The organism is uncultured Brevundimonas sp. (assembly GCF_937870815.1).
In the GTDB taxonomy this organism is placed as follows: Bacteria; Pseudomonadota; Alphaproteobacteria; order Caulobacterales; family Caulobacteraceae; genus Brevundimonas.
This window is the reverse complement of record NZ_CALMZS010000058.1, coordinates 1-19,729: the sequence shown is the minus strand read 5'-3', so window position 1 is coordinate 19,729 and position 19,729 is coordinate 1. Positions and strand designations below refer to the sequence as shown.

Annotated in this window: 22 protein-coding genes; 6 read left to right on the top strand and 16 right to left on the bottom strand. The window is 68.0% G+C overall.

Features of this window, described 5'->3' with window-relative positions; all coding sequences use genetic code 11:
• Nucleotides 1-247: 247 nt before the first annotated feature.
• The 4 genes from Q0588_RS03715 to Q0588_RS03700 all read right to left on the bottom strand — a co-directional run bounded on the left by Q0588_RS03715 (nucleotide 248) and on the right by Q0588_RS03700 (nucleotide 1,421).
• Nucleotides 248-472, bottom strand: coding sequence for a hypothetical protein (locus Q0588_RS03715; protein ID WP_298743887.1), 225 nt, complete (start codon nucleotides 470-472; stop codon nucleotides 248-250).
• Nucleotides 473-571: 99 nt separating this feature from the next.
• Nucleotides 572-784 (bottom strand): hypothetical protein, encoded by a 213-nt coding sequence (locus Q0588_RS03710; protein ID WP_298743885.1) that lies wholly within the window; start codon nucleotides 782-784, stop codon nucleotides 572-574.
• Between the two features lie 146 nt (nucleotides 785-930).
• The gene (locus Q0588_RS03705; RefSeq protein WP_366872569.1) at nucleotides 931-1,143 is read right to left on the bottom strand and encodes a GDCCVxC domain-containing (seleno)protein; all 213 of its coding nucleotides are present in this window, start codon (nucleotides 1,141-1,143) and stop codon (nucleotides 931-933) included.
• A gap of 2 nt (nucleotides 1,144-1,145) precedes the next feature.
• The gene (locus Q0588_RS03700) at nucleotides 1,146-1,421 is read right to left on the bottom strand and encodes a hypothetical protein (protein ID WP_292130279.1); all 276 of its coding nucleotides are present in this window, start codon (nucleotides 1,419-1,421) and stop codon (nucleotides 1,146-1,148) included.
• A 177-nt stretch (nucleotides 1,422-1,598) separates the two neighbouring features.
• Here Q0588_RS03700 and Q0588_RS03695 point away from each other — a divergent pair, with 177 nt between their 5' ends.
• The 4 genes from Q0588_RS03695 to lspA all read left to right on the top strand — a co-directional run bounded on the left by Q0588_RS03695 (nucleotide 1,599) and on the right by lspA (nucleotide 5,463).
• Nucleotides 1,599-2,000 (top strand): helix-turn-helix domain-containing protein, encoded by a 402-nt coding sequence (locus Q0588_RS03695; protein WP_298743881.1) that lies wholly within the window; start codon nucleotides 1,599-1,601, stop codon nucleotides 1,998-2,000.
• 215 nt (nucleotides 2,001-2,215) lie between these two features.
• Nucleotides 2,216-4,159 (top strand): cytochrome c/FTR1 family iron permease, encoded by a 1,944-nt coding sequence (locus tag Q0588_RS03690; RefSeq protein ID WP_298743879.1) that lies wholly within the window; start codon nucleotides 2,216-2,218, stop codon nucleotides 4,157-4,159.
• Nucleotides 4,160-4,364: 205 nt separating this feature from the next.
• The gene (locus Q0588_RS03685) at nucleotides 4,365-4,937 is read left to right on the top strand and encodes a class I SAM-dependent methyltransferase (RefSeq protein ID WP_298743877.1); all 573 of its coding nucleotides are present in this window, start codon (nucleotides 4,365-4,367) and stop codon (nucleotides 4,935-4,937) included.
• A 10-nt stretch (nucleotides 4,938-4,947) separates the two neighbouring features.
• A complete protein-coding gene (gene lspA / locus Q0588_RS03680; protein WP_298743875.1) occupies nucleotides 4,948-5,463 on the top strand; it encodes a signal peptidase II in 516 nt (171 codons plus the stop codon).
• 198 nt (nucleotides 5,464-5,661) lie between these two features.
• On the opposite strand, the gene Q0588_RS03675 is transcribed toward lspA, so the two are convergent.
• The gene (locus tag Q0588_RS03675) at nucleotides 5,662-6,159 is read right to left on the bottom strand and encodes an SRPBCC family protein (RefSeq protein ID WP_298743872.1); all 498 of its coding nucleotides are present in this window, start codon (nucleotides 6,157-6,159) and stop codon (nucleotides 5,662-5,664) included.
• 281 nt (nucleotides 6,160-6,440) lie between these two features.
• Here Q0588_RS03675 and Q0588_RS03670 point away from each other — a divergent pair, with 281 nt between their 5' ends.
• The gene (locus tag Q0588_RS03670) at nucleotides 6,441-6,908 is read left to right on the top strand and encodes a DUF411 domain-containing protein (protein ID WP_292130289.1); all 468 of its coding nucleotides are present in this window, start codon (nucleotides 6,441-6,443) and stop codon (nucleotides 6,906-6,908) included.
• A 64-nt stretch (nucleotides 6,909-6,972) separates the two neighbouring features.
• On the opposite strand, the gene Q0588_RS03665 is transcribed toward Q0588_RS03670, so the two are convergent.
• Complete coding sequence (locus tag Q0588_RS03665) at nucleotides 6,973-9,123, bottom strand: heavy metal translocating P-type ATPase (RefSeq protein WP_298743868.1); 2,151 nt, start codon at nucleotides 9,121-9,123, stop codon at nucleotides 6,973-6,975.
• 274 nt (nucleotides 9,124-9,397) lie between these two features.
• Here Q0588_RS03665 and Q0588_RS03660 point away from each other — a divergent pair, with 274 nt between their 5' ends.
• Nucleotides 9,398-9,835 (top strand): Fur family transcriptional regulator, encoded by a 438-nt coding sequence (locus Q0588_RS03660; protein ID WP_298743867.1) that lies wholly within the window; start codon nucleotides 9,398-9,400, stop codon nucleotides 9,833-9,835.
• Between the two features lie 103 nt (nucleotides 9,836-9,938).
• On the opposite strand, the gene Q0588_RS03655 is transcribed toward Q0588_RS03660, so the two are convergent.
• The 10 genes from Q0588_RS03655 to Q0588_RS03610 form a co-directional block, all read right to left on the bottom strand.
• Nucleotides 9,939-11,108 carry an acyltransferase gene (locus Q0588_RS03655; RefSeq protein ID WP_292128873.1) on the bottom strand — a complete coding sequence of 390 codons (1,170 nt, stop codon included), beginning with the start codon at nucleotides 11,106-11,108 and terminating at the stop codon, nucleotides 9,939-9,941.
• A 187-nt stretch (nucleotides 11,109-11,295) separates the two neighbouring features.
• A complete protein-coding gene (locus Q0588_RS03650; RefSeq protein ID WP_292128876.1) occupies nucleotides 11,296-11,928 on the bottom strand; it encodes a thioredoxin domain-containing protein in 633 nt (210 codons plus the stop codon).
• Between the two features lie 4 nt (nucleotides 11,929-11,932).
• Nucleotides 11,933-12,526, bottom strand: a complete 594-nt coding sequence (locus Q0588_RS03645) for a DsbA family protein (protein WP_292128879.1) — start codon at nucleotides 12,524-12,526, stop codon at nucleotides 11,933-11,935.
• A gap of 695 nt (nucleotides 12,527-13,221) precedes the next feature.
• Complete coding sequence (locus Q0588_RS03640) at nucleotides 13,222-14,547, bottom strand: peptidoglycan DD-metalloendopeptidase family protein (protein WP_292128881.1); 1,326 nt, start codon at nucleotides 14,545-14,547, stop codon at nucleotides 13,222-13,224.
• Nucleotides 14,548-14,779: 232 nt separating this feature from the next.
• On the bottom strand, nucleotides 14,780-15,223 hold the full coding sequence (locus Q0588_RS03635) for a DUF305 domain-containing protein (protein WP_292128884.1): 444 nt from the start codon (nucleotides 15,221-15,223) through the stop codon (nucleotides 14,780-14,782).
• Complete coding sequence (locus tag Q0588_RS03630; RefSeq protein ID WP_366872565.1) at nucleotides 15,220-17,310, bottom strand: heavy metal translocating P-type ATPase; 2,091 nt, start codon at nucleotides 17,308-17,310, stop codon at nucleotides 15,220-15,222. The genes Q0588_RS03635 and Q0588_RS03630 overlap by 4 nt, the downstream gene beginning before the upstream one ends.
• Nucleotides 17,307-17,909 (bottom strand): cation transporter, encoded by a 603-nt coding sequence (locus tag Q0588_RS03625; RefSeq protein ID WP_298743862.1) that lies wholly within the window; start codon nucleotides 17,907-17,909, stop codon nucleotides 17,307-17,309. Before Q0588_RS03625 ends, Q0588_RS03630 begins: the two co-directional genes overlap by 4 nt.
• An 82-nt stretch (nucleotides 17,910-17,991) precedes the next feature.
• Nucleotides 17,992-18,924 carry a cation diffusion facilitator family transporter gene (locus tag Q0588_RS03620; protein WP_298743860.1) on the bottom strand — a complete coding sequence of 311 codons (933 nt, stop codon included), beginning with the start codon at nucleotides 18,922-18,924 and terminating at the stop codon, nucleotides 17,992-17,994.
• Nucleotides 18,925-18,971: 47 nt separating this feature from the next.
• Nucleotides 18,972-19,328 carry a DUF190 domain-containing protein gene (locus Q0588_RS03615; protein WP_298743858.1) on the bottom strand — a complete coding sequence of 119 codons (357 nt, stop codon included), beginning with the start codon at nucleotides 19,326-19,328 and terminating at the stop codon, nucleotides 18,972-18,974.
• Between the two features lie 64 nt (nucleotides 19,329-19,392).
• Nucleotides 19,393-19,729: efflux RND transporter permease subunit (locus Q0588_RS03610; RefSeq protein WP_298743856.1), on the bottom strand; the 337-nt coding region annotated here is incomplete at its 5' end.

Genomic DNA, 19,729 nt, shown 5'->3' with positions numbered 1-19,729 from the left:
ACCCACAGCCACAGCGCTGAAAAGAGCGGCGGCGTGAGCCCGATGGGAATGACCCACGCCCAGTGCCGACGCATGCTGGGCCGGTAGCACCGGGTCAGCGAGTCATGATTGGTCGATGACGTCCGCATAGGCCAAAGACAAAGGCCGAGCACCTTGAGGTCAACCGACCGCGCCGCGGAACGACCCTGCTTCGTTCGGCGGCCACCGGCGCGACCTCGCTCAGCCTTTCCTGCCCTTTGCGCGAGCGCTATCCGCCGGTGACGAGGACGATCTCATCCGGGGACATTCCCGGCCGAACGCTCATGCCGCGATAGCTGACCTCGACATCGGAGGAGCCGGGATAGTCGGGCGCCGGCGTCAGCCCGACCTCGCGGCAAAACTGGTCCCACTGATCGAAACCCACCGTGACGTACTGCAGGTCGTCGCCGTGATAGGCGTCCATCGCATGATCAACCTCGTCCCTGATCGTCATCTGGACTCTCCCCGAAATCTCATGCCTGCTGACCGACAACGTCGGCGAGGAGAGAACGCTCCCCTCAGATCGCCACGGCAATCATTGTGCGCGATCGAGCTAGATTGGCCAGACCCTGCGCATCTGGCTTCCCCGGTCCGGGGACATGACATCGCTGGCACCTCCTTTGGCCCGCACACCTTGGGCAAGCCGGATGGCGGCCTCCTCGGCATCCACCTGGTAGTCGAAAATTCCTCGCGCGACGCCCTCGGACATGACGGTCCACCGATCGCCGCTCCTCAACACAAACAGTTCGACGACTTCGCCCGTCACCACCGTCTCCTGGATAGGCGCCGCTGGTGCGACCGCCGCAAATGACCCGGAGCATAGTCCAGAGTTTCGCCCGAAACAGCCCGGAGGCTGGCGGCCAAATCCTTGCTCGAGACGAAGGCGATGGCTGCGCGGCCCCACGCATCAACCTAACCGCAACAGGCCTTCCCATCCACCTGTATCGGCGGACAGGGGACATCCGCGTAGGAACAGAAGACGCAGCAGTCGCCGTATTTGGGCTTCAGCTTCCGACCGCAGCCCAGGCAGTCGTAGAAATACAGGCAGGCGTCGGTCGGCATGGTCTCGGTCGCCTGATGGCCGCAATGCGGACAGACCAGCGTGGACCGCAATTCCACCTTCACGGTCACAGACCCGCCGCCAGCCGCGGCAGGGCCCAAGGCTCTATGAAGGGCTGCCAAGCCAAGGACAGCAGCACCAGAACCGTCGCGACCACAAGGAGACCGGCCGCCACACGCGACGGCCGCCGGCAGGACGCCTCGCGCCTGCACATGCGGAGGCGGCGCCAGTGCAGCACCCATCCCGCCATCAGGACGACGATCGCAAGGCCGGTCAGCCAGCCCCGCATACCGGCGATCAGGGCCGCACCGGCGAAGGATAGACCCGCGAGCGAAAGCGCCAACGGGAGAACGCAGCAGGCCGCCCAGGCGAAAACAGACGCCGCGGCGCCAACGGCGGCCGTCGCGCTGACAGCCATTTCCGGTCGTCCCGCCCGGCGTGTTTCTGGCAAGTCCACGGTTTCTCCTCGGTCGATAGACCCGTAGGATGCAACCCGTAGCGACTACGGGATCAAGCAAAAATGTCGGGACGCGGTTTGACGATCGGACGGCTGGCGGAGAGCGCCGGCGTGAACCTGGAAACGGTGCGCTACTACGAGCGCATCGGGCTGATGCCCGAGCCCGGTCGGACGCCGGGCGGTCATCGCAGCTACGATCCCGAACACCGACAGCGGCTCCGGTTCATCCGCCGCTCTCGGGAACTGGGGTTCGGGCTCGACGCCATCCGACGCCTGATCGCCCTCAGTGAACCCGGGGTCGAAACCTGCCGCGAGGTGCGCGACATGGCGCAGGATCATATCACCAGCGTCGATGCGAAGATCGCGGATTTGCAGCGGCTGCGGCGGGTCTTGAGGCAGGCCGTCGCCGACTGCAGCGACGGAGTGGCGGTCCGCTGTCCGGTCATCGAAGAGTTGGGAAGCTGAGTCCAGGCGCCCGGGTCGCGCAGCCAGGCTCGGTCCTTGGCCATCGGAGCCTCTCGCGCCTTCCCTGCAGCGACGGCCACTCCGCCCAACCGCCTGTGAGAAAGCGGAGCCGCGGCGCCGATCGTCTGCAAATCGTGGCGCGCGCCTCTTGATCCTCTGGCGGCTTGAGATCACATGCTGCTATTGAGACCCAATCTTAAGAACGGGATTCCGTCATGCCGGCGACGCTTCGCCTCCTCCTTGTCCTCGCCCTGCTGCTGGGCGTCGCGATACCCCAACACGCCGCGGCCCAGACGACGACGCCCGGGGCGGAGACCGCCTGGCGGCTGCTGGACTACATCGCCGTCGACTATCCCGGCGCCGTCTCCGGCGGCCGGGTGATCAGCGAGGCGGAATACGCCGAGATGCGCGAGTTCTCGACCTCGGTGCGCACCCGCATCGCCGCCCTGCCGGCCCATGAGGCCCAGCCCCGGCTCCTCGCCGCGTCGTCCGCCCTGATCGCGGCGATCGAGGCGCGCGAGACGCCCCAAACGGTGGCCCGACAGGCGCGGCGCCTCGCCGACGACCTTCTCGCCGCCTATCCGACGCCCCTCGCGCCGGAGGCGATCCCGGACCTGCGGCGCGGCGCGGCGCTCTACGCCGAACAGTGCGCCGTCTGCCACGGCGTCACCGGTCGCGGCGACGGCCCCGGCGCCGCCGGGCTCGAACCGCCGGCGATCGCCTTTACGGATCGGGACCGCGCCCGCGAACGCAGCCTGTTCGGTCTCTATCAGGTGATCGGCCAGGGCCTGGACGGCACCGCCATGGCGAGCTTCGCCCACCTGTCGGCCGAAGACCGCTGGGCGCTCGCCTTCTACGTCGGCGGCTTCGCCTACGCCGGGGAAGCCCCCCGTGCGGGCGAGCGCGCCTGGCGCGCCGATCCCAAGCTGCGGGCCGCCGTGCCGGACCTCGAGGCCCTGACCCAGGTCACGCCGGCGGCGCTGGCGGCCCGCCTCGGGGAGCCTCGGGCGAACGAGGGGGTCGCCTATCTGCGCAGCCATCCGGAAGCCCTCGCGGTCGGGAGCACGGACGGGCTCGACCTGGCCCGCCGCAGGCTCGCCGAGAGTCTGGCCGCCTATCGCGCCGGCGACGCGCGAAAGGCCGAGGAGTTGGCCCTCTCGGCCTATCTCGACGGCTTCGAGCCCGTGGAGCCGCTGCTGCGGGCCCGCGACGGCAAGCTGATGGCCCGGATCGAGGCCGCGATGGGCGAGCTTCGCGCCAGCCTCAACCGCCGGGCTCCCACCGACGAGGTGGCCGGACAGGTCACGACCCTGAGCGGGCTGTTCGACGAGGCCGGCCGGGCGCTCGCGCCCTCCCAGGCCTCGGCCCTGTCGAGCTTTCTCGGGGCCTTCACCATCCTGCTGCGCGAGGGGCTGGAGGCCCTGCTGATCGTGATCGCGATGATCGCCTTCCTGCGCAAGGCAGAGCGCCAGGACGTGCTTCCGTACGTGCATGGCGGCTGGGTCGCCGCGCTCGTCGCGGGGGGCGTCACCTGGGCGGCGGCGACCTGGCTGATCTCGATCAGCGGCGCCAGCCGCGAACTGACCGAAGGCATCGGTTCGCTCGTGTCCGCCGTCGTCCTCCTGTCGGTGGGGGTGTGGATGCACGGCAAGGCCCAGGCCGGCGCGTGGCAGGCCTATATCCGCGACAAGCTGTCGGCGGCCCTGTCGAAGCGTTCGGCCTGGTTTCTGTTCCTGCTGGCCTTCATCGTAGTCTATCGCGAGGTGTTCGAGACCATCCTCTTCTATGCCGCTCTTTGGAGTCAGGGGACCCAGGGCGCCCTGCTCGGCGGCGCCGCGCTGGCGGTGGTCTGCCTGGCCCTGATCGCCTGGGGGCTGCTGATCTTCAGCAAGCGACTGCCGATCTCGCAGTTCTTCGCCTACAGCGCCCTGCTGATCGCGGCCCTGGCGGTGATCCTCGCGGGCAAGGGCGTGGCCGGGCTGCAGGAGGCGGGGGTCATGGACGTCCATCCGCTCGCCGCCCTGCCCCGCGTGGAAATCCTCGGCCTCTTCCCGACCTGGGAGGGCCTCGTGGCTCAGTTGCTCGCGCTTACCGCCATCGTCGTCGGCTTCTGGTGGGCGGACCGGAAGAGCCGGGCCGAGGCAGAGATCCAGGGCTAGGGGCCCTCCCCGGGCGAAGGACGAAATCACCGCTTGATCCTCTAGTTACTGGAGGATGCAGCATGGAGCCTGATCCTGGAGGCTTCATGACTCGTCCTGCATCCCCGGCTGACTTCACCCCGGCTCTCGGGCATCGCAGCCTGACCGGGCTGTATGACGCCACGATCGCCCTGATGACGCGGAGACCGTCTGGCGGGCGGCTCTCGTGGCGCAGATCGCGCCACGCGACGGCGAAATGATCGTCGACGTCGGCTGCGGCACCGGCACGCTCGCGACCCTGATCAAGGCCGCGGCACCCGGGTCCGACATGATCGGCATTGACCCCGATCCGGAGGTGCTGGACCCGGCGCGAGCCAAGGCCCTCGGCCGCGGCGCCGACATGGAATTCCTCCAGGGCTTCGCGGGCGACGTCTCGGACCTGATCGGCCGGGACCGGGTGGACAAGGTCGTGTCCAGCCTCGTGTTTCACCAGGTGCCGATCGCCGGCAAGCGCGCCGGACTGGCGTCCATTCACGCCGCCATGCGGCCAGGCGGGGAACTGCACATCGCCGACTATGGTTGGCAGCGTACGCCGTGGATGCGGCTTCTCTTCCGCCAGGTCCAGGCCCTCGACGGGGTCGAGAACACCCGGCTGAACGCCGCCGGCGGCCTGCCCGACCTGATCGCGGAGGCCGGGTTTGAGGGCGTCGAGGAGCGGGCGGTGATCGCGACCGCCACGGGTTCAATTTCCCTGTATCGAGCCGAGAAGCCGCGTGACCCCGTTTCCCGCGCAAGTTAGGAGATCGTCAATGACCGACCAGAATCCGGCTCCCCCCCTCCCCGCCGTCCGTCAGGGCGGCGAACGATCGATCAGACTGGCGACCGTCGCCCTTGCCTTGGTCGTGGCCGGGATCGACCAGCTCACCAAGGCCTGGGCGAAGACCCTGACCGCCCCGGTCGAGATCGCGCCCTTCCTTGACCTCGACCTCAGCTTCAACCGCGGCGTCACTTTCGGCCTCCTCTCGGCCGACAGCGAAACCGGACGCTGGCTGCTGGTGGCGCTCACCGGCGTCATCGCCGCTGCGGTCCTTATCGTCGCCTGGCGCACTCGCCGCAGGCCGCTGGCCTTGGCGCTCGGCGCCGTCGCTGGCGGCGCGCTGGGCAATATCATCGACCGAGTCCGCCAGGGCGCGGTCACCGACTTCCTCGACCTGCACCTGGGCGACTGGCGCTGGCCCACGTTCAACCTGGCCGACGCGGCGATCGTCTGCGGGGTCGCGACGCTGTTATGGCTTTCCGCCAGAACAGGTAGGTCGAAGACATAACCCGCGAGAAAACCTCGATCGTGCCGTGAGCCACCGAGGCGCGGCGGGGCTCGCGGCGGGGTTCACCCGTCCGGGCCGATGAGGCCAGCCATTTTGATCAAGCCTTCGAAGCCCCTGTTCGCGTTTGCTCCGAGACCGCTTCCTCGCACCTTGTCCTCCTCAGCTGCGCTCCGGGCGAACGAGCGGGGCGCTGGCGCCTCACCGGAAGCGGCGCCGCGGCTTCTTGATCCGTGCCTTGCCCACGGCTTTGGGGCGCAGCCGACCCTCCCCGCCTTCGGCGGCGCGCTTGAGGTCGCGAAGGGCGCCCGCGATCGGCACGGCCAACAAGCCGACCAGAGCTCGCCGGCCGAAGAGCGCCATAAGACCCTTGAGGTGCAATTGGAAGCGGGCTCGGGTGTCGCCTCCCTGCGGAACCAGATCAATCACCATGATCAGCAACATAAAGCCGGTGACGCCGAGCCGCCAGGAGACCTGTTCAGGTTCTCGAAAAGGGCTGAGCTTGCCCGTCAACCGCCACTGATAGGGCTTTCCCGCTTTGGTCGTGGCGGGCACGGCGAAAGCGATATAATCGCCGCCCTCCTCGTCGAGGGTCAGCTGCATGGAGCGGTTCCATCGCGGATATCCGGAGATGTCGCTGAGGATCGCCCAGACGTCCTGCACAGGCGCCTTGATATCGATAGTGCGTTCAACATCCATGAGCTGCGACCCTGTTCGGCCTCATCGGAAAGGACTCATGGGCCAGTCCCGGCGCCCATTGAACGCCGCGCTGTAACGGCATGGTGCGGCGGTCGTCGTTGATCCATTCTGTCCCCGGATCGATACGCCGCCACCCTTGCCTGCTCAAGGCTGATGACGCGCCGTGACTTGTGGCGGCCAGCGCAACGGCTGATCGAATGGCGAGACCGGTATCGGTCAGACGCCATAGCCAAGCGGAGACGCAGCGTCCATGCTGCCATCCTGCCCTGAAGAGACCCAGTATGATCCAGACCCGCTCTTTTCCGACCCGCCGCGCTCTGCTTGTCGGCCTTCCCCTCGCCGCCATGGTCGGAGCCGCCAACGCCGCCCCGGACAAACGGATGACCGCCTACAAGACGCCCTGGTGCGGCTGCTGCGGCGGCTGGATCGCCCACATGCGCCAGGCGGGCTGGACCGTCGAGGTCATCGAACGCGAGGACCTGGCGCCGATCCGCGCGCGGCATGGCGTTCCCGACCGGCTGGCTTCCTGTCACACTGCGGTCGTGGGCGCCTACGCCATAGAAGGCCATGTTCCGGCCGGCGACGTTGATCGGCTGCTGCGCGAACGCCCCGCCGCGCGCGCCCTGAGCGCCCCCGGCATGCCGGGGGGCTCGCCGGGAATGGAAGCTGCGGAGCGTGAACCCTATACGACCGTGCTGATCCTGAACGACGGCTCAACCCGGGTGTTCGGCCGTCACAACGGCGCCTGACGTCGAGGCGCTGAAACTCATCTTCGGCCGGGTGCGAAAGTCGCCAATCCCTGATGGCAACCGCTCAGCGTCCCGGCCTCCAGCGGAGCAGGCGCATCGCGTTGGCGGTGACCAACACCGTGGCTCCGGTGTCGGCCAGAATGGCTGGCCAAAGACCGGTCACGCCAATCACCGTGGTGACAAGAAACACGGCTTTCAGTCCCAGGGCGATGGTGATGTTCTGCCGGATGTTGCCCATCACACCCTGCGACAGTGCGATCATGTCCGGAATGTCCTGCACGCGTCCGTGAAGGACGGCGGCGTCGGCCGTCTCCAGAGCCACATCCGTGCCCCCGCCCATGGCGATGCCGACATCGGCCTGGGCCAGGGCTGGGGCGTCATTGATGCCGTCTCCCACCTTGGCGACGACCAGACCCTCGGCCTGCAGGGCCTTGACGATCAGCAGCTTGTCCTGCGGCAGCAGTTCCGCCCGTGGTTCGATGCCAAGCCCGGCGGCGACCGCCTCGGCCGTGCGGCGATTATCCCCGGTCAACATGATGGTGCGGATACCCCGCGCCTTCAGATTGGACAGGCCCGACGCGGCGTCTGGCCGGGCTTCGTCGCGCATGGCCAGGTAGCCCGCGACCTCACCTCCCATCACGACGACGGATACCGTCTTGCCTTCGGCATTGAAGGCGGCGATCCCGGCGTCCTGGGACGACGAGATGGACGCGCGTCTGCCCGCGGCCTGCGGCGAGCCGAGGAAGATCCGCTCACCGGCGACCTCGCCCTCCATGCCCTCGCCGGCGATGGCCTGGGTCGCGACGGCCGGCGGCGGCGTGATCTTGTCAGCCCTGGCCCGTGCGAGGATGGCGATTGCGAGCGGGTGACTCGATCCCGTCTCCAGCGCCGCCGCCAGGGACAGCACGGCGGACGTGTCCCGTGTCCCGGCTACGACGTCGGTGACGACAGGCCTGCCGGCGGTCAGTGTGCCGGTCTTGTCGAAGGCGATCGCGGTGATCTTCCCGAGCGTCTCGAGCACCGCCCCGCCCTTCATCAGCAGGCCGCGTCGCGCGCCCGCCGACAGGCCGGAAGCGATGGCGGCCGGGGTGGAAATGACGAGGGCGCAGGGACAACCGATCAGCAGGACCGCAAGGCCCTTGTAGATCCATTCGCTCCACGCCCCGCCGAACAGCAGCGGCGGAGCCACCGCGACCAGTGCCCCGAACACGAGAACGCCCGGGGTATAAACCTTAGAGAACCGGTCCATGAAGCGTTCGGTCGGCGATTTTGACTCCTGCGCCTCCTCGACGAGCCGCACGACCCGCGCGATCGTATTGTCGGACGCCGAGGCCGTGACACGCACGCGCAGCACGCTGGCCCCGTTGATGGTCCCCGCGAACACTGGATCGCCCACGGTCTTGCGATTGGGCACGCTTTCACCCGTCACCGGAGACTCGTCCAGATCGCCCGCGCCTTCGAGGATATCGCCGTCGGCCGGCACCCTGTCGCCGGGCCGAACCAGAATCGTCGCCCCGACTTCCAGGGTTTCGGCGCCGACCTCGGTCGCCACGCCATCGACTTCGACGTAGGCGGTCTTGGGCACCAGGGCGGCGAGACCCTCGATGCTCTTGCGCGCGCGCCCGGCTGCGACGCCTTCCAGCATCTCGCCGATGAGGAACAACAGAACGACGGCGGCGGCCTCCTCTTCGGCGCCGATAAAGACCGCGCCGACTGCGGCGATGGTCATCAGCATCTCGATGGAGAAGGGCGTGCCGTAGCGGGCGGCTGAAAACGCGCGGGACGCCACCGGAATAAGGCCCACGGCCAGCGCCGCCAGAAAGGCGTACCGCTCGACGGCGGGAAACAGTGCGCCCAGTCCATAGGCGACAAGCAGCGCCAGGCCGCAGAGCGCGGTCAGGCGCGCTTTTCCGGTCCACCACCACGGCCCGCCTCCCCTTTTGCGCGGTGAGCGGGCGGGATCGGCGGCCGTCGGAGCCAACCCTGTCGCCGGCATAACCGGCTCCCCGCCATAACCCAGGCTCCGCAGCTGCCCCAGGACCGCTTCGTCGGTGACGGCGCCGTCATGGCGGACCTTGAGCACCCCGGTCTGCACCGCGACCGCGACCTCCTCCACTCCCGGCAGCTTGCGGACGGCGGTGTCGATCTTGGCGCCGCAGCCCGCGCAGTCCATGCCTGTGACCCGATATCGGCTCTCGATGGTCTGCGTCGTCATGTCTGCTCCTTGTCGATAGCGACGAACGCTACTGGCTCTAGTAACTGGAGGAGCAAGCGAAAAAGTCACGACCGGCGGCCGGGAGCTGAAAACTTCCGGGCGATACGCCGACCTTGCATGCGGCGCATGGGAGGGCGACGAACAACCTCCGCCACTCCGCCAGACGTGTTCACCTTACGGCTTCTGGCCTATCCATCGCGCTTGCTGGACCGATTGCCCCATGACCGCCCCTTGTCCGCACGACCGGACAACAGAATCGCGGACGGACGCACAGGTGCAGCACGCGCTGCACGCCGCCGTGGCCCGCGTCGCCGCCACCGGGGGGCGCCTGACAGAGCCGAGACGTCGGGTGCTGGAGCTTCTCCTCCAGGCGTACGGGCCGGTAAAGGCCTATGATCTGGTCGCGCGGTTTCACGCGGATCGTCGCGTGGCGAAGCCGGCTACGATCTACCGGGCGCTGGAGTTTCTGGAGAGGATGGGTCTCGCCCATCGACTTTCGACGTTGAAAGCCTATGTGGCGTGTCATCGCGACCTGCCCGCCCACTCCCCAGCCTTCCTGATCTGCGAATGCTGCGGCGCCTTGCGGGAAATTCCGGCTTCCGGGGCGACGCCTTTGGTCACGGCGGCGGCGGCGCTGGGCTATACGATCGACCACATCACGATCGAGGCCGAAGGACGATGTCAGCCGTGCCCTCTGGAGAAGGTCGAATAGGTCCCGATTGTTCAGCCGCCCGGACGCGTTGGCTACTCCGCAGGATCGGCTCATATGTCTTGATGTCGGGCGGTCCAGCCTCCGCGCCGCTTGGGAAGACCGCTCAGACTCGCTGTTCGGTCGTCACAACGGCCCCTGGCCCCCGCGTCGATCCGTGAAGGATCGCCGCCTCCCGTCGGGTCCGTGTCGATCCTGAGGGATTGAGCCATCTCTGGACGGGGCGGTCAAAGCCGTAGCGGAACACCGCCGCGGCGGCAAAAGCGCCGATGAAACCCAGCGTCCAGAGCGCCCAGCGGACATCGGCGGCCCCCCTGTCCTGGCCGAGCGCCTCCAGCAGGCCGAACCAGACGATGCGGCTCACCTCATTGGTGAGGAACATCGAGAAGGACATCAGGGCGAGGTGCTCGATCAGGCGTGACGGCTTGCGGACCGGAACCGCCCCGGCCGCCCAGATGATGACCGTCATCAGCCCCAGGGCGAGCAGGCTGAAGGCTCCGAACGCCTGCGAGGCGACGAGGGCGAGGGCGGCGCCGAACCCGATCGTGCCGGCGAGGCGCGGCGAGACGTAGATGCGCGCGCCATAGAAGGCCGCGGCGACGCCCAGCAGAAAGAGCGGCAGGGCGCGCAGGATGCCGAACCACAGCGGCAACCGATACAGGGGATCGCCCAGCCACAGGATAGCGGCGGCGTTGCCCACCAGCAGCAGGGCGGTCGCGCCGATCACCACCAGGGCCGGCGGCCAGCGCCACAGGGCGCGGCAGATCCACGGCAACAGGAGGTAGCAGCCTATCAGGGCCGAGAGCGTCCAGGTCGGCGCGTTCCAGCCCTGCCCGCCCGGCACGCCATAGGCCTGGAGCAGCAGGACCTGTGCGGGGAGCTGGGACCAGTCGAACCACTGCGGATTGCTGGGCGCCACGCCGGTGAGCGCTGCGCCGCCGACGATGGCCACGAGAATGAGACTGACTGCGAGGTGGGCCGGAATGACGCGCAGGAGTCGCTGACGCGAATAGGCTCGTAGGGACGCCTGCCCGGCGGCCAGCCGGTCTCCGTAGATGCGGGCCAGGATATAGCCGGAATCGATGATGAAGAAGTCGGTCAGAAGATAGCCGCGGTCGAACACCGGATGCAGCTGTCCCAGCGGCACCGGTGCGGCCTCCCGGAAATGGTAGAGGATGATCATCGCCCCCACGATGAAGCGGAGCGCGTCGAGCCAGCCGCCGCGGGCGATGCGCGGCGGCGTCCGGTCGGCCGATGCGGGTGGAACGCGGTCCATGCCCCAGCTTACGCAGGCTCGGGCAAGAAAAGGTTATCGCAACGGCTTCCCGGTCGCGGCCGTGAACCAAAGCCTGACCGGCTGAACTCGCCTCCCCGGGCCGGGCCGGGCCGGGCCGGGCCGGGCCGTCCAGACGCCTTCACCGACGGCTCGGCCGGTCAAGGCGCCGTGGAGCGGTCGAAGCCGCCTATTCGACGGTCGGAGGGATGTCGTCGATCGCGCGGGCCAGCCCCTCAAGGGAGCTGTCCTCGACAAGCCGGCCATTGACGAGGAACATCGGCGTTCCGGTGACGCCGCCCGCCACCGCCGCCTCCACGCCCGCGTTCAACGCCGACTGGGTGGCGGCGTCATTCATACAGGCCTGCAGCTCCGTCACGGGCCGCCTCGCCGTTTGGGCGGCCCGGCTCATCCAGGCGTTCGGATCGCCGCCGGCCCGCAGGGCCGCCTGCCCGTCCATCAGCGCCTGGGCCACCTCGAAATAGGCCTCCGGCGCCGCGCAGCGCGCCATGGCCGCCGCCGGAACAGAAAGACCCTGAGGCGCGGTCGGCAAATCGCGGAACACCAGCCGGACCTGTCCCGAATCGATGAACCGCGCCTTGAAGGCCGGGAGCACGGTCTGGTGCCAGGTTGCGCAGTGCGGACAGGTGAACGAGGCGTATTCGATCACGGTGATCGGCGCGTCGAACCGACCGAGGACGCGATCCTGGGCCTGAACGACCGCGAGCGCCGCCCTCGCCTGTTCAGGCGCGGTTTGCGCCCAGGCCGGCGGAGCGACGAAGGCCATCAGGCCAAACGCGACCAGCAAGGGACGAATGATCATGGGCTCAGCCCTCCAGCAGGGGATCAATGGCGGCGGACAGCGCCGCCAGCGAGGAATCGGCGATCTTGACGCCGTTGACGAAGAAGGTCGGCGTGCCGGTTACGCCCGCGTCCAGGCCGGCCTTGATGCGCTCATCCATGGCGGCGATGGCGTCGCGGTCGCTGACGCAGGCGCGAAACTGCTGGTCGTTAAGGCCGGCGGAGGTGGCGATCCGCTGGAGGCTCTGGCTCGGCGGCGTGCCGGCCCGCCATTCTTCCTGACTCGCCATAACCTGGTCAATCACCTGAAAATACTGCCTCTCCCCAGCGCACCGGGCGATCAGGAAGCCGGCGACTGCGACCGCCTGGGGCGCGGTCGGGAACTCGCGGAACACATACCGAACCTTGTTGGTGTCGACATATCTCGCCTTGAAACCGGGCCAGACTTCTTCCTGCCAGGCGGCGCAGTGGCTGCAGGTCACCGAGGCGTATTCCACCACGGTGACCTTGGCGCCCTCAGGAGCGCCGAGCGCCATGTCGCCTTCGGCAGGCGCGATCTGGCGTGATCCGCTGCAGGCGGACAGGGTGAGAGCCGCGACGGCGGTCGTCAGGCAGAGCACGCGACGTCGGGTCAGCTCTGACCTGGGAGCGGTTCTTGGGAAAAGCATTGGGTGTCTCCTCGAAGACAGGGTTCAAGACCAGCGCCTTCCGGCGCAAGCCGATGATGGGAAATGTTCCGGCCCCTGCCGAGTGATGCGCGAGGTCCGCGCGGCAAAGGCCTGAAGGATGCGGCCCCCGCCAGGCACGCGGGCTGATCCAGAGATCAGCGGGCGCCGACAAGGCCGCCCGCCGCCAACCACTCGCAACAGGACGAGAGCGTGGCGGCGACCCCGTCAAACGCGGGGCGGCGGATCGGCGGCCTCGGCCCGGAAAGCCACCGCCGCATCATCGGACAGAACGTAGCGGGCGGGGCGCGGCCGATCGGGGAATACAGGGTCACGCGTGGCGGGAGGCAGGGTCTGGCAATGGATCACACAGCATCGGAGGCAATCCGGACCGGGCGGTTCCGAAGCCGGCCCGACCGGGTCGAGCAGGTCCGCGCGAGCGACCACCCGTTCACAGGAGGCTGTGGCTTCGAACGCGGCCGCCGCGCCGGATGCAAGCAAAACCGTGAACACCGCCAGGAGGACGACGCCGGCCAGAACAAAGCGGCGAGGAGCGCTCGTCAGGCCCAGATACGCTCTCTGGGGCCCGCGCATCAGGCCGGTCCGACCACTTCCGGGGCCGACCTCCACAAACTCGCGCGCGACCCGGCTCACGTCACCACGCGATCGAGTGTGGAGCGACGCTGGCCCCCGCTGGCGAGGATACGGTCGATCCGGGCTTTTTCGACGCGGAAGGTGGCCAGGTCGGGCCCGGCCAGGCCCGGGCCACGGGCCGAGGTAACGCCCGCCGGATCTACCCTTTGGCCCCGTTCCCAGACTTCGTAGTGTAGATGCGGCCCCGTAGACGCCCCTGTCGATCCGACGTAAGCGACCACCTGACCCTGGCTCACCCTCTGTCCCGCGCGCAGGTCGGAAGCGAACCGGGAGAGGTGCGCAAAGCCCGACTCGAGGCCGCCGGGATGCCGGATGCGAACCCAGTTGCCGTAACCACCCCAGCGCCGCGCCTCGACCACGACCCCGTCGGCGGGTGCGCGCACGGGCGTTCCCATGCCAGCGGCGAGATCCGTGCCCGTGTGGCTCTTGCCGAGGCCGGTAATCGGATGACGTCTGGGGCCGAAGGCGGAGCTCACCCGCATGCTGTCCAGCGGTGTGCGCATGCCTTGAGGGCTAATGGGCACGCCGGCCGCGTCGAAATAGGCCGCCCTGCGCGCACCCTCCGGCTTGAAGCGGTAGAGAGCCCGGCCTTTGATGGCTACATAGACCAGAGCGCCGGTCTCGATCGTGCGCCCGCCCTCGGTCACCGTTCGGTCGAACGCCACGGCAAAGGGATCGCCGGCCTTCACGCCTGACCCGCTGATAGCCAGAGACACGAGGTCAGTAGCGGCGCGCAGAACGGCCGCATCCACGCCCGCCGTACGCAGGGATGTCGCGAGCGGTCCAGCAACCCGGCCCTTGGCGACCCGTGTCTCCTGCAGAATGGTTTCCTCCAGCGACCGGAGCCGCAGGGCGCCATCGAAACTGCGTGAAACCGTCAGCTGGCTGGCCGGGCCGGTTCGAAGCGTCAGACCGATGAGGTGCCGATCGCTCCGCGGAGCGCGGTGCCGAGAAATGGCCGTCTCGAAGCGTTGACCGGGCCGGAGGTTACGGACGTCCACCGACCCCGCCAGGGTATCGATCAACGTTCGCGTCTCCCCGGCCCCGATCCCTGTGCGCTGCACCGCCTGCTCGAAGGTCTCGCCACTGCGGATCTTCACCGGAACCGTTTCCGGAGTCGTCAATCCGGCCGGGGCGCTGGCCGCGGCGAGGGCCTTGGCCTCGAGGGCGGCTACCTGCGCCGGCGACAGCGTGATATCGGCCTCGGCCCGCACCGGCTGCTCGACCCTTCCCGACAGCAGCGCCACCGCCATGGCCGCGGCGACGGTCAGGAGGTGCGGCGCCAAGCGTGCGGGCCGGGTACGGGGATCGAACTGAGACATGGAATCCAGGGCGGCGACGACGCGGCGACGCGTCCGGGAAGGTGCGGGGCCGGGGCTGCGAGGCCCAGCGCAAGCGATCAGCGGGACGTCATCGCGGCTTGAGCCGAACCAACAGACACGACATTGCCCCGGGCCGCTTGTCATTCAAGGACTCGCGGGTACGGGGCCGGGGACCACATCGTCGCACCATGCGGCCTCGGGGGCGGACATAAATAGTTTGCGGTCACGGGCGTCAGGACCCGACGCCGGTTTGCGGGGCGTCCTCATGGCGCGCCAGCAAGATCCTCATCCGGATGATCTCGGCCTCCTGGGCGGCGATGATCTCGCGGGCGAGGCTTTTCACGTCCTCAGCCTCGCCGTGCTCGACTGCGATCTTCGCCATGGCGATGGCGCCTTCATGGTGCGCGATCATGCCGCGAAGGAAATCGATGTCGGCGTCGCCCGTATAGGCGATGGCCATGCCCTGGTGCATCCGGTCGCTTGCTTCCCGATAGGCCTGCGTCGAGGGGGACTCCCCCGGTGTCGTGCTTTGGGGCTGAGGAGCACCGACATCCCGGGCCGATGACGGGGGCGCCGCCTCCGCCGGATGCCGTGACCGTCCCGACAACATGCCAAAGGCGAAGGCCGACAGCGCAAGGAAGACGGCGATGACGGACACCCATCCGAGGCGCTTCATGCGACCGTTCCCTTCGGGTCTGGAGCCGCCGCGGCGGACACGCCAGTCGACGGACCGGCCCTGCCGGCCGCATCGCGATAGCCGAGGAGCCGCAGCGCATTGAACACCACCAGAAGCGTCGAGCCCTCGTGCATCGCCACGGCCGGCCCGATGCCGAGGCCGAAGATGGTCGCGGGCACGAGAAAGGCGACGATGCCGAGGCTGACGATGAGGTTCTGCAGGATGATGCTGCGGGTCCGGCGGCTCAGCCCGACCGCGAACGGCAGTTGCGAGAGATCGTCGGACATCAGGGCGACGTCGGCCGTCTCCAGCGCGACATCGGAACCGGCCGCGCCCATGGCGATGCCCACGGTCGCGGTGGCCATGGCGGGGGCGTCGTTCACACCGTCCCCGACCATGGCGATCTTGCCCTCGGCGCGCAGCCGTTTGATAGCCTCCACCTTGTCTTCGGGCATGAGGTCGCCCCAGGCCTCGGAAAGGCCGACCTGGCTCGCGATCGCCTGGGCCGCCTTCTGGTGGTCTCCGGAGATCATGATCATCCGAGACACCCCCAACGCGCGCAGGGCCTCCAGCGTGGTGCGCGCTGCCGCTCTCGGCGTGTCCAGCAGGCCAATCACGCCAAGGTCGCGTTCGCCCCGGCGCACGACCATCAACGTGCGCCCCTCCAGCCGGAGCCGCGTCACGGCCGCCTCTGCCTCCTTGCCGAGGGGAGCAACGCCGTCGGCGCCAAACATCTCGGGCTTGCCGATCAGGACCGTTGAGCCCTCAAGCTGAGCGGTGACGCCCTTCCCGGTCAGGCTCTTCAACTCAGACGCCACAGGCGTCGCCGCGCCCTTGAGACGCTCCACGCCGTCACGCACGATGGCTTCCGCCAGGGGATGGTCGCTCAGCCGTTCTACGGCGACGGCGGTCACCAGCAGATCAGTCTCGCTCGCGCCGCCCGCGGGCACGATGTCCATGATGCGGGGCCGCCCTTCCGTCAGAGTGCCGGTCTTGTCGAAGGCGATGGCGCTGAGCGAGCCCAGGTTTTCAAGCGGCGCGCCGCCCTTGATCAGGACGCCTGCCCGGGCCGCCCGCGCAACGCCGGAGAGGACGGCGCTGGGCGTGGCGATGGCGAGAGCGCAGGGGCTTGCCGCCACCAGGACCGCCATGGCCCGGTAGAAGCTGTCGCGGAACGGTTCGTCGACCACGACCCAGGCGAAGAGCAGGACAAAGGCGAGGCCGAGCACGACGGGGACGAAGATGCGCTCAAACCGGTCCGTGAACCGCTGGGTCGGGGACTTCTGGGTCTCCGCCTCGCTGACCATGCGGACGACCTTGGCGAGGGTCGTGTCGGAGGATTTGCGGGTCGTCTCGATTTCGATCGAGCCAGCTCCGTTGATGGTGCCGGCGAAGACGATTGAGGCGGATGCGATCTGGGCGGGTCGAGCGCGAGCCGCAGCGGGGTCAGGGACGGGCTGCTTATCGACCGGCATGCTCTCGCCGGTGACCGGGGCCTGATTGATGCTTGTCGCGCCGACCACAACGAACCCGTCCGCCGGCAGCCGTTCGTTGGGCCGCACCACGACCGTGTCGCCGACCTCGACCTCCTCGACCGGCAACTCCACGACCTCGTCGCCGCGACGCACATGGGCCGTGCGGGGCGCCAGGTCGGCCAGGGCTTCGATCGCGCGTTTGGCGCGGCCCATGGCGTAGTTCTCAAGGGCGTGGCCGATGCTGAACAGGAACAGGAGCAGCGCGCCCTCGGCCCAGGCTCCCAGAGCCGCCGCGCCGGCGGCGGCCACGAGCATCAGGGTGTCGATCTCGAAGCGCTTGTTGCGGAGGTTTTCGAAAGCCTCGCTGACCGTGAAGAAGCCGCCGAAGGCATAGGCGACCAGATACAGGCCTAGAGGCAGCCAGCCCGGAACGCCTGGAACCAGTTTCTCCAGTCCGAAGCCCAGCGCCAGTGCGACGCCGCTCGACACGGCGAAGATTACCTCGGTGTTCGATCCGAAAACACCGCCATGGGCGTGCGGATCGCCTCCCGCCTTCTCTCCTGCGTGGTCGTGGCCGTCTCCGGCGGGGTGTGCGGTCTTGGGCGAACTCATCGAACCGCCTCCTCCGTGTCTTCGGTGCGAGCGGCGTTTCGCAGGATTTCGACGCCGCCCTTGATTGCGAGCGCCGCCACCAACAGCCCGACCACGAGGTCTGGCCAAGTCTGGTCCAGCCACAGCACGAGCCCGCCGGCGACAAGAATGCCGCCGTTGGCGGCGAAGTCGTTCAGGCTGAAGGTTTCGGCGGCCTCCATGTTCACGTCGTCGGAGCTGATCCGTTTCAACAACAACAGGCAGGCCAAGTTCACGATCGCCGCGACGAGGGCCAGACCCATCATGGTCCAGCCCACGGGCTCGGCGCCGAACCACCACCGCCGCCCAACGTCCACAACGACCCCGGCGGCAAAAACCAGAAGCAGAATGCCGGAGAGACGAGCGGCGCCCTTCTTCCACGACAGCGCGCGGCCTATCGCGAGAAAGCTGATCAGATAGACGACCGAGTCCGCTCCGTTATCGACCGCATTGGCCAGCAGGGCGCTGGAGTCGGCTAGGATGCCGCCGGCGCCCAGACCCACGAAGAGCAGCGCGTTTAGGATGAGAACCACCAGCAGCGTCCGTCGCTGCTGGTGGTTCTCCGAGGTTCGAGCCGTCAATCGTCAAGTCCTTCCGCAGCACTATGCCGGATCACCCGGGCCACAAGGCGCACAACGTCAGTAGATCCAAAACCGCCGCCCATCAGGAGGCTCGCGACCAATGCTCATGTCCTTGCGGACCGTCCGTGTGTGAATGGTCATGATCGTGGCCTTGCCGGGAATGGGCCTTGACCGCCGCGGGGTCACTGCTGGCGTCAGCCGTGCAGGGTTCAAGCGTGGCGTGGGCGATCGTGAAGTCGCTTCTCAATATGGCGCGTATTCGGGTTTTGGTCCCTTCAAACGCGTCCATCGATCCCGTGTCGGGGACGATATGCGCCTCCAGCGAGCGGTTGTGTTCGTCCAGGCTCCAGACGTGGACATGATGGATGTCCTTGACCCCCGGCACGGCGCGCAGGCGGGTGACGATCCGGTCGAACTCCAGATCATCCGGTGTGGCGCCCATCAGGATGCGGATGGTCCTGGGCAGGAGGGAGAAGCCCTGCCACAGGACATAGGCGGAGATCACCAAGGTGATGATCAGGTCGGCGACATAGAGGTCGTAGAGCAGGATCAGCACGCCGGCGACGATCACCCCGACAGACGCCAGCGCATCGGAAACGTTGTGCAGGAAAGCCGCCTTGATGTTCAGGCTGCTCTTGACCCCGGCGTGAACCATGACCGCGGTCACGACGTCGATCACCAGGGCGATGCTGGCCACCCAGATGACGATCCAGCCGTCGATGGGCTGGGGATCGAGGAACCGGGCGACCGCCTCATAAACAAGATAGAGGCCGACGATGACCAGGGTGGTGAGATTGATCAGCGCGGCCACGACCTCCGCCCGTCCGTAGCCGAAGGTCATCAGCTTGTCGGCGGGCCGGCGCCCGAGCTTGCGAGCGACCAGCGCGAGGGCGAGAGACGCCGCATCGTTCAAATTGTGCAGGGCGTCCGCGATCAACGACAGCGAGCCCGAGATCACCCCGCCGATGATCTGCGCGACCGTGAGGAAAACGTTGACCGCCACGGCGGCGATCAACCGGCCGTCAGGCAGGTCTTCCGCGCCGTGATCGTGCCCGTGACCCATCAAGTGTCTCCATGGGGCGTCGCGGTTTCCGCGGCCTCGGTGGGAGGCCAATGCAGAACCTCGACCTCCTGCAGGGTGATGGGGCCGATATGTTCCAGATCGGACAGGGAGGCCGCGAAGGCTCGCAGCTTGATCTCCTCGTCGAGGATTTCGATGATCACGGACTGGTCATCGTCAAGCACATGGCGGCGATGCATGTGCGTCGTGTGACCGAAGCCGATCAGGGCCCGAACGACCGTCGCTCCCGCGACCTGCGCCGCCCGGGCCCGCGCCGCCACGACCTCGAACACCTTGTGATCGCCGAAGTAGGCGGCTTCGTCCGTATAGATTTTCAGCACTTTGATGGGGCCGGGCATGGGGACGTTTCTCCATGAAAAAAAGAAACCCGCGCCGCCGGGGGGTCGGCGGCGCGGGCCGGGATCACTCCGCCGGAAGGGGGGCCGACAGAGTGTCTTGGGAAGGCGCGGGGTTTTTCTTCTCCGTCAACCCGAGGACCAGCCGGCTCATAGCGGGCAGGACCAGGAGGGTCAGGATGGTAGCGGTGATCAGACCGCCGATCACGACCATGGCCAGAGGCTTCTGCACCTCGGCGCCGGTGCCGTGGGCCAGGGCCATAGGCACGAAACCGATGGCCGGGACCAGGCCGGTCATGATCACCGGCCTCACCCGCTCCATGCAGCCCTCGATGATGGAGCGGGTCAGCTCCATTCCGTCGTCGAGCCGTTGCCGGATCGACGACATCACCACCAGGCCGTTC

Bases quoted from the DNA above. Each gene is read 5' to 3' on its own strand.
- Q0588_RS03715 (WP_298743887.1), bottom strand. From the start codon at position 472: ATGACGATCAGGGACGAGGTTGATCATGCGATGGACGCCTATCACGGC.
- Q0588_RS03695 (WP_298743881.1), top strand. From the start codon at position 1,599: ATGTCGGGACGCGGTTTGACGATCGGACGGCTGGCGGAGAGCGCCGGC.
- Q0588_RS03690 (WP_298743879.1), top strand. From the start codon at position 2,216: ATGCCGGCGACGCTTCGCCTCCTCCTTGTCCTCGCCCTGCTGCTGGGC.
- lspA (WP_298743875.1), top strand. From the start codon at position 4,948: ATGACCGACCAGAATCCGGCTCCCCCCCTCCCCGCCGTCCGTCAGGGC.
- Q0588_RS03675 (WP_298743872.1), bottom strand. From the start codon at position 6,159: ATGGATGTTGAACGCACTATCGATATCAAGGCGCCTGTGCAGGACGTC.
- Q0588_RS03670 (WP_292130289.1), top strand. From the start codon at position 6,441: ATGATCCAGACCCGCTCTTTTCCGACCCGCCGCGCTCTGCTTGTCGGC.
- Q0588_RS03665 (WP_298743868.1), bottom strand. From the start codon at position 9,123: ATGACGACGCAGACCATCGAGAGCCGATATCGGGTCACAGGCATGGAC.
- Q0588_RS03655 (WP_292128873.1), bottom strand. From the start codon at position 11,108: ATGGACCGCGTTCCACCCGCATCGGCCGACCGGACGCCGCCGCGCATC.
- Q0588_RS03650 (WP_292128876.1), bottom strand. From the start codon at position 11,928: ATGATCATTCGTCCCTTGCTGGTCGCGTTTGGCCTGATGGCCTTCGTC.
- Q0588_RS03640 (WP_292128881.1), bottom strand. From the start codon at position 14,547: ATGTCTCAGTTCGATCCCCGTACCCGGCCCGCACGCTTGGCGCCGCAC.
- Q0588_RS03635 (WP_292128884.1), bottom strand. From the start codon at position 15,223: ATGAAGCGCCTCGGATGGGTGTCCGTCATCGCCGTCTTCCTTGCGCTG.
- Q0588_RS03630 (WP_366872565.1), bottom strand. From the start codon at position 17,310: ATGAGTTCGCCCAAGACCGCACACCCCGCCGGAGACGGCCACGACCAC.
- Q0588_RS03615 (WP_298743858.1), bottom strand. From the start codon at position 19,328: ATGCCCGGCCCCATCAAAGTGCTGAAAATCTATACGGACGAAGCCGCC.